The organism is Litoreibacter ascidiaceicola, from assembly GCF_900129235.1.
In the GTDB taxonomy this organism is placed as follows: Bacteria; Pseudomonadota; Alphaproteobacteria; order Rhodobacterales; family Rhodobacteraceae; genus Litoreibacter; species Litoreibacter ascidiaceicola.
The window spans coordinates 441,842-460,716 of sequence record NZ_FQUV01000002.1; the positions used below are offsets into that span (position 1 = coordinate 441,842).

Annotated in this window: 17 protein-coding genes; 11 read left to right on the top strand and 6 right to left on the bottom strand. The window is 58.9% G+C overall.

Going from position 1 to position 18,875, the window contains the following annotated elements; genetic code table 11:
- The first annotated feature begins 53 nt into the window (after positions 1-53).
- Both ctaA and BUB72_RS05300 read left to right on the top strand, forming a co-directional pair.
- Positions 54-1,190, top strand: a complete 1,137-nt coding sequence (gene ctaA / locus BUB72_RS05295) for a heme A synthase (RefSeq protein WP_073141347.1) — start codon at positions 54-56, stop codon at positions 1,188-1,190.
- Positions 1,191-1,194: 4 nt separating this feature from the next.
- Complete coding sequence (locus BUB72_RS05300; protein ID WP_073141349.1) at positions 1,195-2,664, top strand: carboxypeptidase M32; 1,470 nt, start codon at positions 1,195-1,197, stop codon at positions 2,662-2,664.
- Between the two features lie 73 nt (positions 2,665-2,737).
- On the opposite strand, the gene BUB72_RS05305 is transcribed toward BUB72_RS05300, so the two are convergent.
- From BUB72_RS05305 to miaA, 6 genes are all read right to left on the bottom strand, one after another.
- Positions 2,738-4,825, bottom strand: coding sequence for a dipeptide ABC transporter ATP-binding protein (locus BUB72_RS05305; RefSeq protein WP_073141351.1), 2,088 nt, complete (start codon positions 4,823-4,825; stop codon positions 2,738-2,740).
- 89 nt (positions 4,826-4,914) lie between these two features.
- Complete coding sequence (locus tag BUB72_RS05310) at positions 4,915-6,375, bottom strand: ABC transporter permease (protein WP_073141353.1); 1,461 nt, start codon at positions 6,373-6,375, stop codon at positions 4,915-4,917.
- Positions 6,375-7,424: an ABC transporter permease gene (locus tag BUB72_RS05315; RefSeq protein ID WP_073141355.1), complete on the bottom strand. Its 1,050-nt coding sequence runs from the start codon at positions 7,422-7,424 to the stop codon at positions 6,375-6,377. The genes BUB72_RS05310 and BUB72_RS05315 overlap by 1 nt, the downstream gene beginning before the upstream one ends.
- Positions 7,425-7,558: 134 nt before the next feature.
- Positions 7,559-9,232 (bottom strand): ABC transporter substrate-binding protein, encoded by a 1,674-nt coding sequence (locus tag BUB72_RS05320; protein WP_073141357.1) that lies wholly within the window; start codon positions 9,230-9,232, stop codon positions 7,559-7,561.
- 274 nt (positions 9,233-9,506) lie between these two features.
- The gene (locus BUB72_RS05325; protein WP_073141359.1) at positions 9,507-10,289 is read right to left on the bottom strand and encodes an AraC family transcriptional regulator; all 783 of its coding nucleotides are present in this window, start codon (positions 10,287-10,289) and stop codon (positions 9,507-9,509) included.
- A gap of 106 nt (positions 10,290-10,395) precedes the next feature.
- A complete protein-coding gene (gene miaA, locus BUB72_RS05330; protein ID WP_073141361.1) occupies positions 10,396-11,274 on the bottom strand; it encodes a tRNA (adenosine(37)-N6)-dimethylallyltransferase MiaA in 879 nt (292 codons plus the stop codon).
- Between the two features lie 135 nt (positions 11,275-11,409).
- Here miaA and pyrH point away from each other — a divergent pair, with 135 nt between their 5' ends.
- The 9 genes from pyrH (at position 11,410) to rseP (ending at position 18,869) form a co-directional block, all read left to right on the top strand.
- Positions 11,410-12,135, top strand: coding sequence for a UMP kinase (pyrH, locus tag BUB72_RS05335; RefSeq protein ID WP_073141363.1), 726 nt, complete (start codon positions 11,410-11,412; stop codon positions 12,133-12,135).
- Positions 12,136-12,193: 58 nt separating this feature from the next.
- The gene (locus BUB72_RS05340) at positions 12,194-12,457 is read left to right on the top strand and encodes a hypothetical protein (RefSeq protein ID WP_073141365.1); all 264 of its coding nucleotides are present in this window, start codon (positions 12,194-12,196) and stop codon (positions 12,455-12,457) included.
- A gap of 110 nt (positions 12,458-12,567) precedes the next feature.
- The gene (locus tag BUB72_RS05345) at positions 12,568-13,296 is read left to right on the top strand and encodes a Tox-REase-5 domain-containing protein (protein ID WP_175549122.1); all 729 of its coding nucleotides are present in this window, start codon (positions 12,568-12,570) and stop codon (positions 13,294-13,296) included.
- A 12-nt stretch (positions 13,297-13,308) separates the two neighbouring features.
- Positions 13,309-14,055, top strand: coding sequence for a hypothetical protein (locus tag BUB72_RS05350; protein WP_073141369.1), 747 nt, complete (start codon positions 13,309-13,311; stop codon positions 14,053-14,055).
- Positions 14,056-14,124: 69 nt separating this feature from the next.
- Complete coding sequence (frr, locus tag BUB72_RS05355) at positions 14,125-14,688, top strand: ribosome recycling factor (RefSeq protein WP_073141371.1); 564 nt, start codon at positions 14,125-14,127, stop codon at positions 14,686-14,688.
- 86 nt (positions 14,689-14,774) lie between these two features.
- Positions 14,775-15,500 (top strand): polyprenyl diphosphate synthase, encoded by a 726-nt coding sequence (uppS, locus tag BUB72_RS05360; RefSeq protein ID WP_073141373.1) that lies wholly within the window; start codon positions 14,775-14,777, stop codon positions 15,498-15,500.
- A gap of 32 nt (positions 15,501-15,532) precedes the next feature.
- Positions 15,533-16,327, top strand: coding sequence for a phosphatidate cytidylyltransferase (locus BUB72_RS05365; protein WP_073141375.1), 795 nt, complete (start codon positions 15,533-15,535; stop codon positions 16,325-16,327).
- On the top strand, positions 16,327-17,502 hold the full coding sequence (dxr, locus tag BUB72_RS05370) for a 1-deoxy-D-xylulose-5-phosphate reductoisomerase (RefSeq protein WP_073141377.1): 1,176 nt from the start codon (positions 16,327-16,329) through the stop codon (positions 17,500-17,502). Before BUB72_RS05365 ends, dxr begins: the two co-directional genes overlap by 1 nt.
- Positions 17,503-17,534: 32 nt before the next feature.
- The gene (gene rseP / locus BUB72_RS05375) at positions 17,535-18,869 is read left to right on the top strand and encodes an RIP metalloprotease RseP (RefSeq protein ID WP_073141379.1); all 1,335 of its coding nucleotides are present in this window, start codon (positions 17,535-17,537) and stop codon (positions 18,867-18,869) included.
- Positions 18,870-18,875 lie beyond the last annotated feature (6 nt).

Consider the following 18,875-nt stretch of genomic DNA (forward strand, 5'->3'; position numbering starts at 1 on the left):
TTGTCGGGCTGGGCCTTGCGGCCTAGGTTGATGACGAACTAACGAGGCACGACATGGCAGGCAAACGCAGCATTTTCGAAGAGGTCGAAACGGCCGAAAAACCCACAGCGCAACCGGGTGCGATTGACCGTGCGGCCAGCCGTGGAAACCGACGCGGGATACGCGCGTGGCTGATGGTGCTGTTCGCGATGGTTGTGGTGATGATCGTCGTCGGCGGGCTGACCCGCCTGACCGATAGCGGCTTGTCCATCACCGAGTGGAAACCCGTGACGGGTGCCATGCCGCCGATGTCGGAAGCCGCATGGGAGGCGGAGCTGGAGAAGTACCGCGCGATCCCGGAATACCAGTTGCAAAACAAAGGCATGAGCCTGTCGGAATTCAAAACCATCTACTGGTGGGAATGGGGCCATCGCCAGCTTGGGCGGGTGATCGGGTTGGTCTGGGCCATGGGCTTCTTCTGGTTCCTGGTGCGCAAACAGATCCCCACAGGTTGGACGGGCCGTTTGGTCGGGATCGGGGCGCTTGGTGGGCTTCAGGGCGCAATCGGCTGGTGGATGGTGTCCTCTGGCCTGACGGGCGAGATGCTGGATGTCGCGTCCTACCGGCTTGCCACGCATCTGGGATTGGCCTTTGTCATCCTTGGTCTGATCGCGTGGTATGTTTTCATGCTCGGGCGCACGGATGCCGAGCTGATGCAGGCCCGCCGGTCGGGGTCCCCCACACTGACAAAACTCACCAGCTGGCTTATTCCGGTTGCCTATTTGCAGATCATCGTCGGGGCGTTGGTCGCGGGTATCGACGCGGGGCGCACCTATACCGACTGGCCTTTGATGGCCGGAGACGTCTTTCCGACCCTGGCGTTCGAATACAGCCCTGTGTGGCGGAACTTCTTCGAGAGCGAGGCGCTGGTTCAATTTAACCACCGCACGCTGGGTTACATCCTGTTCCTGTTCAGCATGTTCATCTGGTGGCGTTCGCGCAGCGCGGCCAACCGCGCGGTGAAACAGGCTTTTGACTGGGTTGCCGTGATGATGTTCGGCCAGCTGGTTCTGGGCATCGGGACGGTTCTGTATGCGGCCCCCTGGCATCTGGCGATCATTCACCAACTTGGTGCGGTGGTCCTGATTTGCCTGATCCTGCGGGCTCGGTTCTTGAGCATTTATCCCACCGCCCAATCTGTAAGGACTTAACTCCATGTCAGCATATGAAGACCTGATGGCCCATGACCGAACGACGCAAGCCCTCGCCTCGGTCGCGGGCCGCACGGGCTGGGATCAGGAAACGGTGATGCCTGCGGGTGCCGCTGAGTTGCGTTCCGAGGAAATGGCCGCGTTAGAGGCTGTCCTGCACGCGCGGCGCACGGATGGGCGGATCGGGGATTGGCTGTCGAAGGCTGAAGCGCCAGACGAGACCGGTGCGGCGACCCTGCGGGAGTTGAAGCGCTCCTACATGCGCAACACCAAGGTGCCGGAGAAGCTTGCCACCGACATCGCGCGACACACCTCTGCGGGGCAGGGGATTTGGGCCAAGGCGCGGGCCGAGGACGATTTTGAAAGCTTCGCGCCAACACTTAGCCGGATGATTGATTTGAAGCGCGAAGAGGCAGCCTGCCTTGCAGGCGGTGGCGATCTCTATGACGCATTGCTGGACGATTACGAGCCCGGCATGACTGGCGCAGAACTGCAGGGCCTGTTTGATCGTATGCGCCCGCGGCTGGTCGATCTGCGCGCCCGTGTTCTTGCGGCGAAGGCGCCTGCACCACTGGAGCATACATTTGACGAGGCGGGGCAGATGGCCTTGTCCGCCAAGCTGGCGGAGACCTTCGGATATGATCTGTCACGTGGGCGGATCGACAAAGCGGTGCACCCGTTCTCCAGTGGTTCCGGCACTGATGTGCGGATCACCACCCGCACCAGTCCGCGCGACCCGTTCAACTGCTTTTACTCCACGATTCACGAGGTGGGCCACGCCTGTTATGAGCAAGGGGTGCGGGCCGATTATGCGCTGACGCCGCTTGGGGCTGGTGTTTCGATGGGCGTGCACGAAAGCCAGTCGCGGATATACGAGAACCAGCTTGGCCGCTCGCGCGCGTTCACAGGATGGCTCTACGGCCAGATGCGGGACCAGTTCGGCGACTTCGGGGTCGCGGATGAGGAGGCGTTTTATGCCGTCGTGAACCGTGTGGGGTCTGGCTACATCCGGACCGAGGCCGACGAGGTGCATTATAACCTGCACGTCATGTTGCGCTTTGATCTGGAGCGGCAGCTGATTTCCGGCGCATTGGACGTCGCGGATTTGGAAGATGCGTGGAATGCGCGGTTTGAAGCTGATTTCGGCGTTTCCGTCGACAAGCCGTCAAACGGTGTTCTGCAAGATGTGCATTGGTCGTTTGGCCTTTTCGGCTATTTTCCGACTTACAGCTTGGGCAATGTCTATGCGGGGTGCCTGTATGCGTCTTTGCGCGGGGCGGTTCCATCGCTGGATCAGGACCTGTCTCGTGGGGATACATCTGCGGCAACGGCGTGGTTGAAAGATTGCTTGCAACAATATGGCGGACTGCGCGCACCGCGGGACACCATCGAATATGCTTGTGGGTTTGTGCCGACAGAGGAGCCGTTGCTGGCGTATCTCGAAGACAAATTCGGCACGCTTTACGGCGTCTGAGGGAGCCTCCGGCGGAGGTATTTTTGAAGCAATGATAGGGGATGCCGCGCCCGATTGGAGGCGCGGTATTTGTTTATTCGGCGGCGATTTTGATGACGGGCTCCATGCGGGCCAAGATGTCATCCGCGAGGTGGCATTTGACTTGATGGCCTTCCGCCAAGGTCCGCACGGGCGGCACGTCTTTCTCGCATAGCCCGCCCGGCACCTGATCCTTCCAGCGACAGCGCGTCTGGAACGGACATCCGGGGGGCGGGTTCATGGCCGAGGGAATGTCGCCTTCCAGTACGATATGCTGTTTCTCGACAGAGGTATCCGCGATGGGCACAGCCGAGAGCAGCGCTTCGGTATAGGGGTGATAAGGCGGCTGGAAGACCTGATCTGTCGTGCCCAATTCGACCACATGGCCAAGATACATGACCATAACGCGGTCGGCGAGATAGCGGACGATGCTCAGGTCGTGAGAGATAAAGAGCAGCGTCGTTTTGTTCTCGCGCTGGATTTCCATCAGCAGATCGGTGACCGCCGCCTGAACCGACACGTCGAGCGCGGAGACGGGTTCATCTGCCACCACAATCTTGGCGTCACCGGCAAAGGCGCGGGCGATGCCGACGCGTTGTTTTTGACCACCGGACAGTTGTCGCGGCATGCGGGTGGCAAACTCGCGGGGCAGTTTTACGAGGTCCAGCAATTCGAGCATCCGTGTCTCGCGGGCCGCCTCGGTGTCGCCGATGCCAAAAATCTCCAGCGCCCGAATGATCTGACGCCCAACGGTCATTGATGGGTTCAGCGTATCGAACGGATTTTGGAACACCATCTGCACGTTGGAGATTGTTTTGGTGTCGCGATCTTCAATCGAGACGTCCTGAATCTCTTTGCCATGGAGCAGGATCTTGCCTTCGGTGGCGGTCTCCAGCCCCATCAGAACTTTGGCGAAGGTGGACTTGCCGCAACCGGATTCCCCAACGATTGCAAGGGTTTCAGACTCGCGTGCCTCGAAGCTGAGGGTTTCGTTGGCCTTCACCACTTTCTTGTTCGCCCCGCCGAACAGGGCTGAGGCGGCGACCTCGTAATACTTCTTGAGGTTGTCCATCTTCAGAACGACTTCGCCAGGTTCGGGCTTTTCGGTTTGCGCCCCGATCTCGATCGGTGCGTTCCAGTCGATTTCTTCGATGCGCAGGCAGCGGGAGCCGTGGCGGTCGTTGCCTTTGATCTTCTGCATCCGAATGTCGCCCTGGTCGCAGAGACCCTCGCGGAAGTAGTCGCAGCGCGGGCCGAAATTGCAGCCCTGAGGACGCTCGTGGGGCAGGGGGAAGTTGCCGGGGATGGCGACGAGCGGGCGCGAGTTCTTGTCGGCCCCGGGCAGCGGGATCGAGCGGAACAGCGCCTGCGTGTAGGGGTGCTGCATGTCGTCGAACACATCTTCGATGGAGCCGGTCTCGACCGCCTCGCCGGAATACATCACGCAGATGCGGTCGCAGGTTTCCAGCACCAGCCCGAGGTTGTGCGAGATGAACAGCATGGACGTGCCGTATTTCTTGCCAAGGTCTTTGACCAGTTCGACCACGGCGGCCTCCACGGTCACGTCCAGCGCGGTTGTTGGCTCGTCGAGGATCAACAAGGAAGGCTTTGACATCAAGGCCATAGCGATCACGATGCGTTGTTGCTGGCCACCGGATAGCTGGTGCGGGAAGGAGTTGAGAATGCGCTTGGGGTCGGGCAGTTTTACGTCGGTGACCACTTCCAAAGCGCGCTCGTAGGCTTCCTTTTCGGAGGTGCCGAAATGGATCATCGGCACTTCCATGAGCTGCTTGCCGATGCGCATGGCGGGGTTCAAAGACGCCATAGGCTCTTGATAGATCATGGCAATTTCGGAGCCGCGGATGTTGCGCAATTCCTCCGGACTCATCTGGCCAAGGTCCTGCCCCTTGAACTTGATGGAGCCGCCGACCACGCGGCCGTTGACGCCCAGATCTTGCATGACGCCAAGGGCCACTGTGGACTTGCCGCAACCGGACTCGCCGACAAGGCCCATGGCCTCGCCGGGTTGCACGATGCAGGAGAAATCCATCACGGCTGGGATCTCGCGAAGGCGGGTGAAGAAGGAAATCGACAATTGGTCGATCTCTAGAATCGGGCCGGAATAGGTCTCTGCGTCAGCCATTTTTGCGGCCTCCCTGAGTTGGTTTTTTCGGCTCTGAAGGCCGGTCGGCAAAGCGTCGGCAAAGTGTCGGCTTTTTGTCGGGCATGATATCAGTCCTTCAGGGATTCTTCGCGCAGCCCGTCGGCCAGCAGGTTCAACCCCAGAACGAGGCTCATCAAGGCGATGGCAGGCACGATCGCGGGATGCGGATAGATGCTAAGCAAGCGTCGGCCTGCGTTGATCGTCGTGCCCCAGTCGGGGCTTTCCGACGACAGCCCGAGGCCAAAGAAGCCCAAGGTACCCAGCAGGATGATGGTGTAGCCGATGCGCAGACAGAAATCGACGATCAGCGGGCCGCGTGCGTTGGGCAGGATTTCCCACAGCATAATGTACCACGGGCCTTCACCACGGGTTTGCCCCGCCGCCACGTAGTCGCGGGTTTTGATGTCGAGCACGAGGCCGCGCACAATCCGGAACACAGTGGGGGAGTTCACGAAGACCACCGAGACGAACACGATCAGCACGCCGCCATCAATGGAGATCAGCCCGAACGGGTCTGCATCCCACGCCATGCCCAGATAGATGTATCCACCGATCAGGATGGTCAGCCCGACATAGAGGTTCCGTTTGGGGGGCTGGGTGAAGTAGCGCGAGTCGAACAGCACCACGAGGAACACCAGCGGGAACAAGAACAGGATCGAGGCGAGGATGGTTGGCACGCGCCAGATATACTCCGTTCCGGGGATCGCGATGCCGGCGGCACGGATTTCCGGTGTGACCAGCAAGAAGAACAGCAAGATCACAGGGAAGGCCAAAACCAGGTTCGCCATGAAGCTGATGATGGTGTCGAGCTTGCCGCCGAAATAGCCCGCAGGAAGCCCCAGCGTAATGCCGACCATGAAGGCGAACAATGTGGCTGCCGGTGCGATGACCAACACCACCTGAGAGCCTTTGACCATACGCGAGAACACGTCACGCGCGAGGTTGTCGCCGCCAAGCAGGTAATGGGTGTAGTCGCCGTCTTCCGCGCCACTCAAAGGCGTGCCGGGGAGCTTGTTCTTCATGCCAGAGACCTGACCCAGCGGATCATGGGTGATGATCAGGTCCATCGCGACGAAGATCGCGGTGAAGACCCAGAACATCACAATGGCGAAGCCGAACATGCCGATTGGGCTGTCGAAGAGTTTGCCATAGAGGCCCAGCTTGCGCTTGTAGGTGATCGACAGGAAGAAGGTCACCGCAAGTGCGATCCAGACGGGCAGGAAACGCACGCCCAGCTCGCCAAGGATACCAGCGGTTCCATAGGGCGTGACGATACCTGCGAGCAGGTAGATCATACCGAGCCCCAATGTCGCGACGGCAGTCGGTAGGATGAACCGCGCCAAGGATTCAGAATGCGGCGCACTCATCGTAACCGCACCAGAGGTGGTGGTGCTGAACGCGGCTTGTACGTTCTCGTAAGCGCTTACCAGCAAGTAGCCGGCCACGGTGAGGATTAGTCCCAACACAGCAAGTGCGAAGAGAGGGTTCAAAAGGGTGCCTAGCGCACCAGTCCAAGTGAGCGGCTCCATTATGAAATCCTAATGCGTGGGTTGAGGAACACGTAGCCGACATCCGAAATCAGCTGCGTTACGAGAACGACGATCACCGCGACGACGGAGCCGCCAAGCAGAAGGTCGATATCGTTGTTCGAGGCGGCCTGAACGAGCATCCAGCCGAAGCCTTTGTAGTTGAACAAGGTCTCGGTGATGACGACGCCGGTCAGCAGATACGGGAATTGCAGCATGATGACGGTAAACGGCGCGATCAAGGCGTTCCGCAAGGCGTGCTTGACGACGATGTTGCCGAAGCTGACACCTTTTAGCCGCGCGGTGCGGACATATTGCGCGGTCATGACCTCGGCCATGGAGGCGCGGGTCATGCGGGCGACATAACCGACCCCGTAGAGCGCGATCGTCGCGACAGGCAGGGTGATGTTGGCCCATGTGAAGTCCTCCATCGCGGAGGTGGCGGAGCCCTTGAACCATTTCAGGCCGAAGGCGGAAGAGGCGAACACGGCGATGAAGATCACACCGGAGACATATTCGGGCGTCGCAGACGAGGCGATGGAGAAGGTGGACAATGTTCGATCCATCCGGCTGCCTTCGCGCATCCCTGCAAGGACGCCGATAATCAGGGCTGCGGGGATCATCACGGCGAAGGCCAGCAGGGCGAGCCATCCGGTCAGCCCCAAGCGTTTCGCGATAATCGAACCTGCGTCATCCTTGAAGACCGACGAATAGCCCCATTCACCCTGCAACACACCGCAATAGCGCGGTGCTGTCTCGGCGGTGTTGACGCCTTCGCGGATGCACTTGCCGGTGGTCACGCCCTCATCGTTGGTGGTGACATGGTTCGGCAACACACCCAGCCAGCGCCCGTATTTGACGGGCAGGGGGGCCATGTAGCCCTCGCGGGTCAGGTAGCTGACCACGGCCTCGTCGGACATGCGGAAGTTGCCTTGGGTTTTGGCGAGCTTTTCAAGGTTGGGGTAAAGATTCGTCATGAAGAACACGATGAAGGTCAGGCAAAAAGCCGTCAGCAGCATCACGCCTACACGTCGTAGGATGAACATTCCCATGTGATTGGGGTCCCTGTCTGTTTGGCCGCGACATGTGCGCCCTTATGGGCGTCTGGAGCCAAGGCAGTCCTGGCAGCGCGGTTATTGAGGAAGAAAGGGCCGCACCCGAAGATGCGGCCCTGACCTGAATTGATTTACGCAGCGAAGCCGTATTTGTAGATTTGCGGCAGGTAAGCGATGTGCTGGTCCCCGCCGACAATACCCGGCTTGGCGTGGCGATAGAGCGACCGCCAGTAGGGCTGGATGGTCACGCCTTCGTCGCGCATGATCGTTTGCAGTTTCACCATTACCTCACGACGCTTGTCATCGTTGGCAATCGAGTTGGCTTCGGCCAAGGCTGCATCGAACTCGGCGTTCGAGAACGCAGCTTCGTTCCATGCTTCGCCGGAGCGGTAAGCAAGACCGAGGATCTGGACGCCAAGCGGGCGGTGGTTCCAGTTGGTCGACGAGAAGCCGTATTTGGTCCAGTCGTTCCAGAACGTGGTGCCCGGAATGATCGTCCGCTTGATGTTGAAGCCCGCATCACGCAGCTGAGCGCCAACGGCGTCAGTTGTGTTCTTGCGCCAGTCATCGTCGATGGAGATCAGCTCGAACTCGTAATCGGCCATGCCGGCCTCTTCGAGCAGCGCCTTGGCGGCGGCTGGATCATACTCCATGCCAGGAACATCTGCATATTCCGGGTGCATCGGGCCAACATGCGTGTTGTCCGCGACAATGCCTTGACCCGCATAGCCCAGTTCAAGGCAAACACCGCGATCAACGGCCTTGGCGATGGCCTGACGGACGCGAACGTCTGCGTAAGGCTTTACACCGTTGGCGTCTTCAGCCTGCTGGTTGGGACGGATAACGATGGTCGCGGCAGAGGCCACTTCCGACTTTTCCCAGCCCAGACCGTCCATGACGTCCACGAATTCGCCAACAGTTTCGTAGAACATGTCGACTTCTTCGGCTTCAGCCGCTGCAACCCAAGCTGCAGGGTCAGTGCCGTAGTCGATATATTCGATGCGATCGAGATACGCGCCTTTGCCAGCGGAATAGCCCCACCAGTCGAAGCCTTCGTTGCGTACGATGACACCTTTAACACCGACCTCCAGAGATTCTGGCTTGTAAGGGCCGGTGCCGATCGGGTTGGCCAGCATATCTTCCGGCGTTCCCGTGGCGGAGCTGTGATAGACCGCGGCAGGGTAGTCGGACATGCCTGCGATCAATGTGATGTCAGGTGCTGGCAGGTTGAGTTTGACCGTGTGGCTGTCGACAACCGTGATGCTTCCATCAACAGCTTTGTTGGTATTGGCGTCGATCATAACCGAGAAACGACCCGCCATCGAGTTGCCTTCGACGTCTTTATCACACCATGCAGCAATCATGCGCGCCACATCGTCCGCGTTGAAGTCGTCACCGTTGTTCCACTTGACGCCCTTGCGAACATTCAATGTGTACTCGGTCGCGTCGTCGTTGATTTCCCACGACTCCAGCAGCATCGGCTCGAAAGAGCCATCGGAGTTGTACTCAACCATATATTCCAGCCACCCGGCGGTGAAATATGCGATCTGCGTCCAGTCAAATGTGCGCGGATCTTTCAGCGCACGGACTTCCATTTGCATGCGCAGAGTGCCGCCTTGCTGGGCGTGCGCCGCAGCTTTCGCAGGTGTGGCACCGATCATGCCATATGCGGCTGTCGCGGTGACACCCAGCATGGTTGCGCGTGTCATGAACTCGCGGCGGTCCATCTGGCCTGCCTTGTGTTCTTTTACATACATATCGACGGCGGGGTGAACCGGTCCGCCAGTAAAGGTTTGTTTTGTCATAATTGTCTCCCTGTAGACTATGTCGTTTTTTTGCAGCACGTTTGACCGAGCACGCCCGGTCCAGCTGGCTTATGGCTGATTGTCTTCGGCCTTTGCGTCTCCCCTTCGACGCTCCGGCTCGCATAGCGCACCAATTTTCAGGGCGCGTCAACGGTTGGAACCGTCAGACTGGGGTATAAAAGCGACATTCGCAATGTCAAAAAGCGACATTTATTGAAGCTGAATTCGGTGCGATCCGGCGAACGTATTGCAAAATCGCGATATGTCGGGAGGTTTACCTTGTCTTGCGAAACGCAGAAGGGCTTTTTCCCGTATGTGCCTGAAAGGCCCGCGTGAAGTAGGCGGGGCTGGAGAAACCGAGTTTCTCGGCGATGTCCTGCACAGGGCGGTCGGTGTGAAGCAAGGCCTCGCATGCGGCCTGAATCACCCGTTCTTGCAGCAGCGCGGAGGCCGGCTTGCCGACGGCATTTTGCGTCAAGCGTGTCAGATGGGTCGGGGTGACCTGCAAGTCGGCGGCGAATTCGCCCAGCGATTTGCCATCACGGTGGCCGATGCTGACCACATGGCTGAATTTTTGCAGCACGCGTTCCGATTTCCCAAGCTCGCCCTGAGGCTGTCCGGTCAACGCGCGGTCAATCCAGACGCCAAGCATCATCACATAGGCCATGACGGCGCGGCGTTGCCCCGGGCGCAATTCACCCAACTCGCGCGACAAGGCGTCGATGAGCCCCGTGATCTCGCTTTGCATCTGCACGCTCGAAGCTTTTAGCAGCGCGGGCTTGCGCGGAAGTCCGGAGGTATCGTCGCGCGGAAGCGAGACGACCATGCCTTGCGGACTTGCAAACATCTCGTAGCTGAACAGCGTATGGGGCGGGATAAAGATCGCGGTATTCGGCCCGATGCCACGCATCCGGCAATCCACCATGATGCGCCCCTGACCACGGGTGATCCAGAACAGGATCGGATGGTCCAACGATTGCGCCGCGTCAGTCCGCCATGCTTCAGACCGCTGGTGGGTCGCAAGGGTCTCTACTTGGGGTAGAATTTGACGGGTCATAAAATGTCCTGCGAATGCTGTCGTGCCGGAACGTCGAATATAGACAATCCGAGTAGTAGTTTGCCCGCCTCCAAGCTGTCAAATGTCGAATTAAGGCAATTCTGTGTCAGAAACGCATTTCATCGGCGGAAACCTGCGTCCAGTCTTTCATCCGGGCGCGGAACCAAGTTCGTTGACGCTTGGCATATTGACGCGAAGCGATAATCGCGCGGTCGCGGGCCTCTGACAGCGGAATTTCGCCATTTAGATGCGCCATAAGCTCAGGTCCGCCGATGGCCTTGGCGGAGGGGCGCTGGATGTCCCAATCAGATTGCAGCACCCGAACCTCGTCCAGCGCGCCCTTTTGCAGCATTTGGTCAAACCGGCGGATGATCCGGTCGTCGAGCCACGGGACGGGGGCATTCAGCACAATCGCGGTGCAATCTTCACGGCGCAGGATGGGCGGCGGCGTTTCGGACTGCCACGCGCTGATCGAGCGACCTGTGGCGTTCTGAACCTCCCACGCACGTTGCACACGCGCACGGTTCAGAACGTCGATGCGTCCGGTGGTCTCGGGGTCCAGATCCTGAAGCATATCTTCGCGGGTCAATTGCTCGGCCGCTGCGCGTATTTCAACAGGAATAGCGGGGATATCGGCCAAGCCTTGGGTGAGGGCTGTAAAGTTCAAACCGGTCCCCCCGACGATGATCGGACGGGACGGCTTGGCGAGTTCTGTCGTCACATCGCGGAGCCAATGTCCGGTCGAATAGGTCTCGCGGTAAGGCACGTGCCCGTAGAGCGTGTGGTCTGCCTGCGCCAATTCGCCTGCATCGGGGCGGGCCGACAAAAGCTGCCAGCAATCGAAGACCTGCAACGCATCGGCGTTGATGATCGTGCCGCCCAGCTTGGTTGCGATCTGCAAGGCCAGCGCGGACTTGCCGGAGGCAGTTGGTCCGGCGATCAAAACCGGCTGTTCGGCTCCGATATGTTCAAGCAAAGGCAACATCGCGCGGTGGGTTTCCAGTTATTAACAGTTTGTCGCGGGCGGTCGGCGCTTGGCCGTTGAAACTTGCCGCGTTTTCCGACACTTTGCCACCAATTTGCAACTGCTCAAATCGTACCCCCAGAAAGGCTGCCCGCCATGACCGATGCCTCCAAGACGACCTACAAACGCGTTATGTTGAAAATCTCCGGCGAGGCATTGATGGGGGATCAGGGATTCGGGCTGCATCCCCCAACGGTGGAACGGATCGCCCGCGAGGTGCAATCGGTCCACGAAATGGGCGTGGAAATCTGCATGGTCATTGGTGGCGGCAACATTTTCCGCGGGCTTCAGGGCTCCGCGCAGGGGATGGAGCGGACGACGGCGGATTATATGGGCATGCTGGCCACGGTGATGAATGCGCTGGCGATGCAGGGTGCGCTGGAAAGTCTAGGCATCCACACGCGGGTGATTTCGGCGATCACCATGAACGAGGTGGCCGAGCCCTATATCCGCCGCCGCGCCGTGCGGCACTTGGAGAAGAAGCGCGTGTGCATCTTTGCCGCCGGAACGGGGAACCCTTACTTTACCACCGACACCGCCGCGACGCTGCGCGCCAACGAGATGTCGTGCGAGGCGATCTTCAAGGGCACCAAGGTCGACGGCGTTTATGACAAAGACCCCGCCAAGCATGACGACGCGGTGCGCTATGACAAGGTCAGCTTTGATGACGTCCTGCAAAAGCGTCTTGGCGTGATGGACGCGTCCGCCATCGCACTGGCCCGCGACAACGACCTGCCGATCATCGTATTCTCGCTGGACGAGCCGGGTGGCTTCAAAGGCATTCTGGCGGGCGAGGGGACGTATACGATCGTCGCGGATTGACAGGTGATGGTCGGTCGGGACAGCATTGCGTTATTATTTCGCGAGATTTTCCGATGCCATGCTGACACTAACACCTGAGATGAAGAGTGCTTTGAATGACGAAGCACACAAAAAGAACGACCACCAATTCGCGCTTCGGCTCAAAGATTGGTCGCCATCGCGGTTTGAGGCAATTAGCGACACGCAGCTTTCCGAGCAGGTCGGTTACGCGCGCAGGATTGCCGCATCCTTTGGCGTGCAAGCACCCTTGATGCGCGCCCGCTGGGTTATGATACACACCTGCCTTGCCCCCGACTTCTGGCGCAACGAAGCCGTGTATTGAGACCCTGACCGCAAAAACCGGCTCTGCCGATATCCGGTTTGGTGACGTTTGCGCATGTATGAAACTGATGCTGACCGATGCCGGTCGCGGTGCTGAGGTTTGGTGGTAGGATGGCGGGACCTGCGGCAGCACGATGTATTGAAGTCCCGCTCCCCGGCGCGATCCTTGAGATTTGTGTAGGGCCGCCGCCGCCCGCGCCAGACCTTCCGCCTGTCGAGTTTCCCGAGATCGGGCCTGACTTGCCGCCAGTGGATTTGCCGGACGTGGATGCCGGACCCGATACGGGCGCTGATATCGAGGCTCAATCATCGGCCGACACCAGAACAGAAATTTGCACCGAGGGATGCGTCGACTGCATCGCCGCACAGGCAGGCACCATCTTTCAGCGCACGTACTCCACAACGCAGAGGACGCAAGTTCTTGGGTATAGGTACCAAAACCGGGTCATCCGTGCCAAAGGTGTAGGTCAGTTCTTCCCTCATGACCCGGCTACGGGGACTATTTTCGAATGGATATATGCTGGCGTGAAATTCGATGGGCTAGTGCCGCATATTTGCAGGCTTCTAGAAGCCAAATGGGGCCATGATAGCTGGTTTAGGGATGCCTTCAGCGAAGGCGGGCGCCCGACGATCCGAGACCAGTTCATCGAGAACGTACTTATGCCGAAAATCTTTGAGGAGGCTGTGCGGCACTATGGCGTCGTGCGTCCCGTTCATCCGGATGTCACGCTCGTATGGGTCTTCAGCGAAGTCGTTTTCAAAATCTTCATGTATGAGTTCTTCATTGGGCCGTTGACGCCGGGCGATATGTCGCTGGTTATCGAAACCCAAATTCTGTGATCGGAGCGCAATATGAGTATCGACCTGTCCATAAACGCCGTGTACGCGCCCTTAAGATGGGCGCTGCCTGACGCGGTATCAGCGTTCCAACAGCTATTGCAGGCGCTGAGCCAGACACCGTTTTGCGAGGATACCTGGTGGGTCGAAACGCCGCGCGGGGAAGGGGATGATGCCCGCCTTGATGCATTGGGGCAGGTGTCCGATCTGGTCGCTTGGTTCGAAGAGCGTGAAGCGATGATCTTCGATGGTGAGGACCGCGTGGGGCCGCGCACGGTCTACGCGTCGGGAGGCGCCGAAACCGCGCGACGTTACAAGCTACAACTGTCTTGGGATGCCCAGTTCGGCCAAAGTGGGCTGACCTTCGACATTTTCGCCCCACACCCTCAACGCGGACTGACCGCGGCCCTTATGAGAGATGTCTGCGCGGCGATAATTGACTGGCAACGTCCTATGCACATAAACGGAATGCCGACGCGCTACCGGGCGGAATACCATCCGCTGGATGTCGCTCGCTTGGGAGTAGGATGGCTTGGATGGGTTCCTTTTGAAGTAGCCCGAGGCAACCTCCCAGAGGCTGAAATCATAAATGCGATGTCCTGGGGCACATTTGTGGCGTCTCAAGCAGACTATTGGGCAGCATCCGGCCCTCAAAAAAACGCGGATGCAATTGCGCGTGCGCAAGCCTTGGACCTTCGTCTGAACCAGTTGGGGGTGTTGCCCACATCAGTGGAACTGGAACGTGGCGATTGGGGACGCTAGGGACCTCTGGTCATGGCGTGTGGGTTGGTTTAGACAATTGGCAAAGAACAAATAGACGAGACCATTCCCATGTCTGAAGACTTCATGCTCGACACCGACGATATTCAACGCCGTATGGACGGCGCGATGGCATCCTTGCGGACCGAATTCGGCTCGCTGCGCACCGGGCGCGCATCGGGATCAATGCTGGAGCCGGTGATGGTCGATGCCTACGGCTCCATGACCCCGATCAACCAAGTGGGTACGGTGAACGTCCCGGAGCCGCGCATGGTGACGATCAATGTGTGGGACAAGGGACTTGTCGGAAAAGTGGAAAAAGCCATTCGGGAGAGTGGCTTGGGGATCAATCCTCAACTAAACGGCACGATTATTATGCTGCCGATCCCTGAATTGAACGAAGAGCGCCGCCGCGAGTTGACCAAGGTGGCGGGCCAATACGCAGAGCATGCCCGTGTGGCGATCCGCAACATTCGCCGTGACGCGATGGATCAGATCAAAAAGGCCAAGGCTGACGGGATGAGCGAGGACGACCAGAAATTCTGGGAGTCCGCAGTTCAGGACATGATCGACGCGCAGATCAAGCTGGTGGATCAGGCGCTAGAGAACAAGCAAGAAGAGATCATGCAAGTTTAGATGTGAAATTCCCCGCAACGGATCGACTGACACGTGCGGGCATTTTTGATAAAGAAGATTAACGAATAATAAATTGAGGTAACGAAATGAGCGCTGTGGATATCAATCCGAATGGGCCCAAACATGTTGCCATCATTATGGATGGCAACGGCAGATGGGCGACGCAGCGCAACCGGCCCCGGCTGTTCGGCCACCAAGCGGGTGCGAAACGCGTCCGTCAGGCCGTGGAGACCTGCCCTGAATTGGGCGTCAAGTACTTGACAATGTTTGCATTTTCGACCGAGAACTGGAAGCGCACCCAATCCGAAGTGTCGGGTTTGATGGCGCTGTTCCGTCGCTATATCCAGCGCGAGGCCAATTATCTGCACCGCCTCGGCACGCGGGTCCGCTTCATCGGGGACCGCGAAAAGCTGGACAAGAAGCTTCAAGCGTTGATGGATTACCTTGAAAAGCTGACCGAAAAGAACGACACGACGCACCTGACGATTGCGCTGAACTACGGCGCGCGGGACGAGGTGACCCGTGCCACGCAGCGTTTGGCCGTGGAAATCGCGGAAAAGCGCCTATTGCCGGAGCAGGTGAATTCGGAAGTTCTGGCCTCGTTCCTCGATACCTATGTTTTGCCGGATCCTGATCTGGTGATCCGCACCTCCGGCGAGGCGCGTATTTCCAACTTTCTGCTATGGCAATCGGCCTATGCCGAGTATGAATTTATCGACACCCACTGGCCTGATTTCACGCCAGAGGTGTTCACCAGCGTTGTGGCCCGTTATGGCAGTCGCGACCGTCGCTTTGGCGCTGTGAAGGCCTGAAGGCCGTTCGCCTGCAATTCTAGGGAGGCGACATGAGCGCATCATCTGAAAAATTTTCTGATCTAGCGGCCCGTATGAGTTCGGCCGCTGTCATGGCCGTTGTCGGGATCGGTGCCGTCTGGGCGGGTGGCTTCTGGTTCATGGCGCTGCTGACGGTTGTGTGCGGGGCATTGGTTTGGGAACTGGTCCGCATGCTGGGGGCAGGGCAAAACCGCGCTTTGACCATGGGGGCATTGGCGGCTGGATCGTTTCTGGCGGTGAGCTTGTTGCCACCGGGCCTAGGACTGCCGTTCATTCTGGTCCCTGCAATGGCGGGCATCGCGTTGCTGTCGAGCAACCGGACGCTCTACATGGTGTTTGCTGCGTTGATCGTGATTTCGTGCTACGGGCTTGCGATCCTCCGCGTTGATTTCGGCTTTGTCTGGATGCTTTGGCTGGCCTTGGTGGTTATCGCCACCGACGTGCTGGGCTATTTTGCGGGGCGGATATTCGGCGGCCCGAAGTTCTGGCCGCGCGTCAGCCCCAAGAAAACATGGTCCGGCACCGTAGCGGGCTGGGTTGCGGCGGCGCTGGTGGGCGCGGCATTCATGACGGTCCCGGGGGTGGGGCTCGAGATATTGGGCATATCGGTGGCCATCTCCATGGCATCGCAGATGGGGGACATCGCTGAAAGCGCTGTGAAGCGGAAGATGGGCGTGAAGGATTCGTCGAACCTGATCCCCGGTCATGGCGGCGTGTTCGACCGCTTTGACGGGATGCTGGGCGCGTCGGTGTTCTTGCTGCTGATCGAGCAAGTCGTTGATTTTCCACCGGCATTGATTGGCTGATGCGCAAAGTCACGATCTTTGGCTCCACCGGCTCGATCGGGGAAAACACGGTCGATCTGATCGCGCGTGCACCTGAGCACTATGACGTGGTGGTATTAACAGGCGGGCGTAATGTGGCGCGTTTGGCAGAGCAGGCGATTTCGCTCAACGCCGAGCTTGCGGTGACGGCGTTTGACGACTGCTATGACGATTTGAAGGCCGCACTTTCCGGAACAGGGATCGAAGTTGCCGCAGGTGTAGCTGCCTTGGCGGACGCGGCGGACCGCAAGGCGGATTGGTTCATGTCGGCGATCGTCGGGGCCGCCGGTTTGGTGCCGGGGCTTCGCGCCTTGCGTCATGGCACAATTCTGGCGTTGGCCAATAAGGAATCCCTTGTCACAGCGGGGCCGTATCTGATGGCCGAGGCGCGGAAATACGGGGCGACCATTCTGCCCGTGGACAGCGAACACTCCGCCGTTTTCCAAGCCCTTGTGGGGGAGGATATGAAAGCGGTCGAGCGCATTATTATCACCGCCTCCGGCGGCGCTTTTCGCGATTGGCCCCTACAAGCGCTGGAGACGGCGACCTTGGCGGAGGCCTCCGCGCATCCGAACTGGGATATGGGGCAACGTATCACCATCGACAGCGCGTCGATGTTTAACAAGGCGATGGAACTTATTGAGACAAAAGAGTTCTTTGGTGTCGATGCGGATAAGATTGAGGCCGTCGTGCATCCTGAAAGCCTGATCCATGCGCTGGTTGGTTTCAACGACGGGGCGCTGATGGCGCATCTTGGACCGCCCGATATGCGCCATGCCATCGGCTATGCGCTGCACTGGCCCGATCGCGGGCATGTCCCTGTCGCGCGGCTAGATCTGGCGCAGATCGGAAGCCTGAATTTCAGACCCGCCGACGAAGACAGATATCCCGCGCTGCGCATCGCGCGCGATGTGATGCAAACGGGCGGGTTGTCCGGCGCTGCCTTCAACGCCTCCAAAGAGGCCGCATTGGACGCGTTCATTGCGGGCAAGATCGGATTTCAGGATATGGCGCGGCTTGTTGACAAAGTTTTGAACCGTTTACAGCAGCGTAATGGTCTTAGTTGCGACATACTCACCCTTGATAAGGTGCTTGCCACGGACCATTTGGCACGCAAGACCACACAAGACATGATGCAAGACGCAACGGTGCGCTAGACACCGGAAAACGAGACGCGAAAGGGCGGTTTATGGATATTTTGGGGATGCTTCCGTCGTTTGGCGGCTTTGTCGGCTCGTTGGTCGCCTTTGTCGTGGCGTTGAGCGTGATCGTAGCGATTCACGAATACGGCCATTACATCGTGGGCCGCTGGTGCGGCATTCATGCGGAAGTGTTCTCGTTGGGGTTCGGTCCCGTGCTGTTTTCGGGCGTCGACAAGCGCGGCACCCGTTGGCAGATCGCGGCTTTGCCGTTTGGCGGATATGTCAAATTTCTGGGGGATTCGGACGCGGCATCCGGCAAGGATGGCGACGCGATCACCGGGCTAAGCGAGACCGAGCGGAAACGCACCATGCACGGGGCCGATCTGTGGCGACGTGCGGCGACCGTGGCGGCAGGCCCTGTCTTCAACTTTATTCTATCCATTCTGGTCTTTGCGGGCATATTCCTGTTTTCAGGCACCACGACGGATGAAGCGATCATCGGCAAACTCAAACCGCTGCCTGGCGAGGTTGAACTGTTCCAAGAAGGCGACCGAATCTTACGTGTTGGCGACGCCGAAATCACAGATTTGGAGGGCTTCTACCTTGCGGCCCGTGACGCCGCACCCGCACCGACGGTTTCCTATGAGGTCGAACGCGACGGGCAAGTGGTGAGTTTTGACAGCGTATTCCCGTTCCCACCGGTTATTGACCAGTTGCAGCCGAAATCGGCCGCGATGGATGGTGGTTTGGAAGTGGGCGATGTCATCCAATCGGTCAACGGAACACCTGTCTTTGCGCTGAGCGAAGTGCAAGTCGCCGCCCAAAGCAACGAGGACAAGCCTTTGGACCTTCTGGTTTGGCGCAATGGGGAGGTGCTGGAGAAAACACTGACACCGCGCCAACGTGATTTGCCCACGGCTGACGGATTCGAGACGCGCTGGCTGATCGGCTTCTCCGGCGGGGCATTTTTCGAGCCGACCCGTCAGACGCTTGGGGCAGGGGACGCGCTCTGGGGTGGCGTGCGCCAGACGTGGTTCATCGCGCAATCGAGCCTGTCGGGCATGTGGCATATGATTACGGGAGCGATCAGTTCGTGCAATATCCAGGGCCCGATTGGCATCGCACAAACCTCCGGTGATATGGCCTCGCAAGGTGCGGCCGAGTTCATCTGGTTTATTGCGGTTCTGTCCACCGCGGTTGGATTGCTTAACCTTTTCCCAATACCTGTGCTGGATGGTGGGCATCTGGTGTTCCACGCCTATGAGGCCGTTGTCGGGCGTCCGCCAAGCGACAAAGCGCTGAACGCGATGATGATGGGCGGGCTGGTTTTGCTGCTGTCTTTGATGGTGTTTGCCTTAACAAATGACTTCTTTTGCGCGTGAAGCTGC

Bases quoted from the DNA above. Each gene is read 5' to 3' on its own strand.
- BUB72_RS05300 (WP_073141349.1), top strand. From the start codon at position 1,195: ATGTCAGCATATGAAGACCTGATGGCCCATGACCGAACGACGCAAGCC.
- BUB72_RS05305 (WP_073141351.1), bottom strand. From the start codon at position 4,825: ATGGCTGACGCAGAGACCTATTCCGGCCCGATTCTAGAGATCGACCAA.
- miaA (WP_073141361.1), bottom strand. From the start codon at position 11,274: ATGTTGCCTTTGCTTGAACATATCGGAGCCGAACAGCCGGTTTTGATC.
- frr (WP_073141371.1), top strand. From the start codon at position 14,125: ATGTCTGAAGACTTCATGCTCGACACCGACGATATTCAACGCCGTATG.
- BUB72_RS05365 (WP_073141375.1), top strand. From the start codon at position 15,533: ATGAGCGCATCATCTGAAAAATTTTCTGATCTAGCGGCCCGTATGAGT.
- dxr (WP_073141377.1), top strand. From the start codon at position 16,327: ATGCGCAAAGTCACGATCTTTGGCTCCACCGGCTCGATCGGGGAAAAC.
- BUB72_RS05315 (WP_073141355.1), bottom strand. From the start codon at position 7,424: ATGGGAATGTTCATCCTACGACGTGTAGGCGTGATGCTGCTGACGGCT.
- ctaA (WP_073141347.1), top strand. From the start codon at position 54: ATGGCAGGCAAACGCAGCATTTTCGAAGAGGTCGAAACGGCCGAAAAA.
- BUB72_RS05345 (WP_175549122.1), top strand. From the start codon at position 12,568: ATGGCGGGACCTGCGGCAGCACGATGTATTGAAGTCCCGCTCCCCGGC.
- uppS (WP_073141373.1), top strand. From the start codon at position 14,775: ATGAGCGCTGTGGATATCAATCCGAATGGGCCCAAACATGTTGCCATC.
- pyrH (WP_073141363.1), top strand. From the start codon at position 11,410: ATGACCGATGCCTCCAAGACGACCTACAAACGCGTTATGTTGAAAATC.
- BUB72_RS05320 (WP_073141357.1), bottom strand. From the start codon at position 9,232: ATGACAAAACAAACCTTTACTGGCGGACCGGTTCACCCCGCCGTCGAT.
- BUB72_RS05310 (WP_073141353.1), bottom strand. From the start codon at position 6,375: ATGGAGCCGCTCACTTGGACTGGTGCGCTAGGCACCCTTTTGAACCCT.
- BUB72_RS05350 (WP_073141369.1), top strand. From the start codon at position 13,309: ATGAGTATCGACCTGTCCATAAACGCCGTGTACGCGCCCTTAAGATGG.
- BUB72_RS05340 (WP_073141365.1), top strand. From the start codon at position 12,194: ATGCTGACACTAACACCTGAGATGAAGAGTGCTTTGAATGACGAAGCA.
- rseP (WP_073141379.1), top strand. From the start codon at position 17,535: ATGGATATTTTGGGGATGCTTCCGTCGTTTGGCGGCTTTGTCGGCTCG.
- BUB72_RS05325 (WP_073141359.1), bottom strand. From the start codon at position 10,289: ATGACCCGTCAAATTCTACCCCAAGTAGAGACCCTTGCGACCCACCAG.